This is a genomic window from Streptomyces sp. OZ13 (assembly GCF_052068155.1).
In the GTDB taxonomy this organism is placed as follows: Bacteria; Actinomycetota; Actinomycetes; order Streptomycetales; family Streptomycetaceae; genus Streptomyces.
This window is the reverse complement of record NZ_JBQHCZ010000045.1, coordinates 1-2,566: the sequence shown is the minus strand read 5'-3', so window position 1 is coordinate 2,566 and position 2,566 is coordinate 1. Positions and strand designations below refer to the sequence as shown.

3 protein-coding genes are annotated in these 2,566 nt (G+C 70.8%); all 3 read right to left on the bottom strand.

The features are described from left to right. The coding region (locus ACTMTU_RS36000) for an adenosylhomocysteinase (protein WP_441267637.1) at positions 1-708 on the bottom strand (708 nt) is incomplete at its 3' end. Continuing rightward, positions 686-1,588, bottom strand: a complete 903-nt coding sequence (metF, locus tag ACTMTU_RS35995) for a methylenetetrahydrofolate reductase [NAD(P)H] (RefSeq protein WP_441267636.1) — start codon at positions 1,586-1,588, stop codon at positions 686-688. The genes ACTMTU_RS36000 and metF, both read right to left, overlap by 23 nt. Further along, positions 1,585-2,566: vitamin B12 dependent-methionine synthase activation domain-containing protein (locus tag ACTMTU_RS35990; RefSeq protein ID WP_441267635.1), on the bottom strand; the 982-nt coding region annotated here is incomplete at its 5' end. The genes ACTMTU_RS35990 and metF, both read right to left, overlap by 4 nt.

The following is a 2,566-nucleotide window of genomic DNA, read 5'->3' as shown; positions in this document are numbered from 1 at the left end:
GTGCCGGCAGCCGTACTTGTTGTCGAACTTCGACTTCGTGACCGCGTCGTTCACGTTGATCGCCGGGAACAGCAGGGCGCCGTCGCGGTGCATCTCGTAGAGGCGGTGGACACCGGTGGTGGTCTCCTCCGTCACGCCGCGGATCTCTGCGGCGAGCCGGGGCCAGTCGAGGGTGGAGCGGTGCAGGAGTTCGAGGATGACGCGGTACTCGTCGTTGTCCGCGGTGGACGGGTCGGGGACGGCGCCGGCCTTGGTGAACTCGACGCCCTTGTGGACCAGGAGGGTGGCGTCACCGCCGTCGTCGAGGATCATGTTGGGGCCTGCGTGGCCGGGCCAGGTCAGGGCCTGCTCGGTGCACCACCAGTACTCCTCCAGGGTCTCGCCCTTCCAGGCGAAGACGGGGATGCCGGCGGCGGCGATCGCGGCGGCGGCGTGGTCCTGGGTGGAGAAGATGTTGCAGGACACCCAGCGGACCTCGGCGCCGAGGGCGACGAGGGTCTCGATAAGGACGGCGGTCTGCACGGTCATGTGCAGGGAGCCGGTGATGCGGGCGCCGGCGAGCGGCTGGGCGTCGGCGTACTCCTTGCGGATCGACATCAGGCCGGGCATCTCGTGCTCGGCGAGGGTGATCTCCTTGCGGCCGAAGGCGGCGAGGGAAAGGTCCGCGACCTTGAAATCCGTGAAGTCAGCGGCCGGCTGCGAGGGCATGTGCACTCCTTGAGTTCTGGATGTTCTGGTGGATCTCGAGCGTCGCGGTGGAGCGGTTGAGGGTGATGTAGTGCAGTCCGGGGGCGCCTTCCGCGAGGAGGCGCTCGGCCATGGCGGTGGCGTACTCGACGCCGATGCGGTGGCCGTCGGCCCGGTTGTCGCGGGCCGCGTCGAGGCGGGCGGCGAGGTGGGCGGGGAAGGTGGCGCCGGACAGCTGGGCGAAGCGGGCGATCTGCTTCACGTCGGTGGCCGGCATGATCTCGGGGATGATCGGGGTGTCGCAGCCGGCGGCCGCGACCCGGTCCCTCAGCCGCAGGTAGTCCTCGGTGTGGAAGAACATCTGGGTGATGGCGTAGTCGGCGCCGGCCTTGCATTTGGCGACGAAGTGGCGGATGTCGTCGTCCCAGTCGGTGGAGCGGGGGTGGCGTTCGGGGAAGGCGGCGACGCCGACGCTGAAGTCGCCCGACCTGCGCACCAGGGAGACGAGTTCGTGGGCGTGGGTGAAGCCGTCGGGGTGCGGTGTCCAGGGGGCGTTCGGGTCGCCGGGCGGGTCGCCGCGCAGGGCGAGGACGTCGTGCACGCCGGCGTCCGCGTACTGGCCGATGATGTGGCGCAGTTCGGCGACCGAGTGGTCCACCGCGGTGAGGTGGGCGACGGGGCGCAGGGTGGTCTCGGCGGCGATGCGTTTGGTGACGGCGACGGTGCGGTCCCTGGAGGAGCCGCCGGCTCCGTAGGTGACGGACACGAACGTCGGCGCGAGGGGCTCGATGCGGCGGACGGCGTTCCACAGGGTGCGGGTGCCCGCCTCGGTCTTCGGCGGGAAGAACTCGAAGGAGAACGAGGGCCGGCCCGAGGCGAGAGCGTCGCGCAGGGTGCTCACGAGCGGCCTCCGGCGTTGAAGTAGCTCGCCTCGGGGTGGTGGACGACGATCGCGTCGGTGGACTGCTCGGGGTGGAGCTGGAACTCCTCGGACAGCTGAACGCCGATGCGTTCCGGTTCGAGGAGGGCGGCGATCTTGGCGCGGTCCTCGAGGTCGGGGCAGGCGGGGTAGCCGAGTGAGTAGCGGCAGCCCTGGTACTCGGTGCGGAGCATGCCGTCGAGGCCGGTGGGGTCGCTGCCGGCCAGTCCCAGTTCGGCGCGCACCCGGGCGTGCCAGTACTCGGCCAGTGCCTCGGCGAGCTGGACGGACAGGCCGTGCAGTTCGAGGTAGTCGCGGTAGGAGTCGGCCTCGAACAGCTTGGCGGTCTCCTCGCCGATGCGGGAGCCGACGGTGACGACCTGGAGGGCGACGACGTCGGTCTCGCCGGACTCCTCGGGACGGAAGAAGTCGGCCAGGCACAGGTACCGGCCGCGGCTCTGGCGGGGGAAGGTGAAGCGGGTGCGTTCCGAGCCGTCGTCGCCGAGGATGATCAGGTCGTCGCCCTTGGAGACGCAGGGGAAGTAGCCGTGGACGACGGCCGCTTCGAGGAGGTTGTCGGTCTGCAGCCGCTCGAGCAGCCCGCGCAGCCGCGGCCGGCCCTCGGACTCCACCAGTTCCTCGTAGGTGGGGCCGGTGCCGCGGGCGGCCTTCAGGCCCCACTGGCCCTTGAACAGGGCGCTTTCGTCGAGCCAGGAGGCGTAGTCCTTGAGCGGGATGCCCTTGACGACGCGGCTGCCCCGGAACGGCGGGGTGGGGACGGGGTTGTCGGTGGCGACGTCGGAGCGGGTGGGCTGCTCCGGGGGTCGTTCGTCGACGACCGTGGTCGTGGCCTTGACGCGGCGCTGCTTGAGTTCGGGCAGGGCCGCGCCGGGGACGCCGCGCTTGATGCCGATGAGGGCGTCCATCAGGCGCAGGCCCTCGAACGCGTCGCGGGCGTAG